The sequence below is a fragment of the Flavihumibacter cheonanensis genome (genome assembly GCF_022352215.1).
Classification (GTDB): Bacteria; Bacteroidota; Bacteroidia; order Chitinophagales; family Chitinophagaceae; genus Flavihumibacter; species Flavihumibacter cheonanensis.
In genome coordinates this window covers 1-287 of the sequence record NZ_JAKRWF010000110.1, presented here as the reverse complement: position 1 = coordinate 287, position 287 = coordinate 1, and the positions used below count along the sequence as shown (strand labels likewise).

Below are 287 nucleotides of genomic sequence, written 5' to 3'. Positions count from 1 at the left end.
CCTTACTTATCTCTTTACAAGTCTGCTCAATCAAAACAATGGCTTTGAGTAAGTCATCCATTTCAAAGGTATGATTTAATTCATAACTTTCGCCAGTAAAAGATAAGCCGTTTTTTGTCATTTTTGTTCCCAGCCAGTTGATTTGGCTTTCGGGAATCGTATCCCCATTGACAAACATTGCCAGCGCGTAAACTTTCATTTGAAGGCTATTGTGCAACGTGTGCATTGTCCACGGTCTCCCTGAGGTCTTGAAGTCAATAACGCGGTTATTTTCCCTGTCCCACGCG

At 41.8% G+C, this 287-nt stretch carries 1 protein-coding gene; it reads right to left on the bottom strand.

What is annotated here, in order from left to right:
- Positions 1–199, bottom strand: a 199-nt coding sequence (locus MD536_RS21315; protein ID WP_239603807.1) for a hypothetical protein, incomplete at its 3' end; no start/stop codon positions are given.
- Between the last annotated feature and the right edge of the window lie 88 nt (positions 200–287).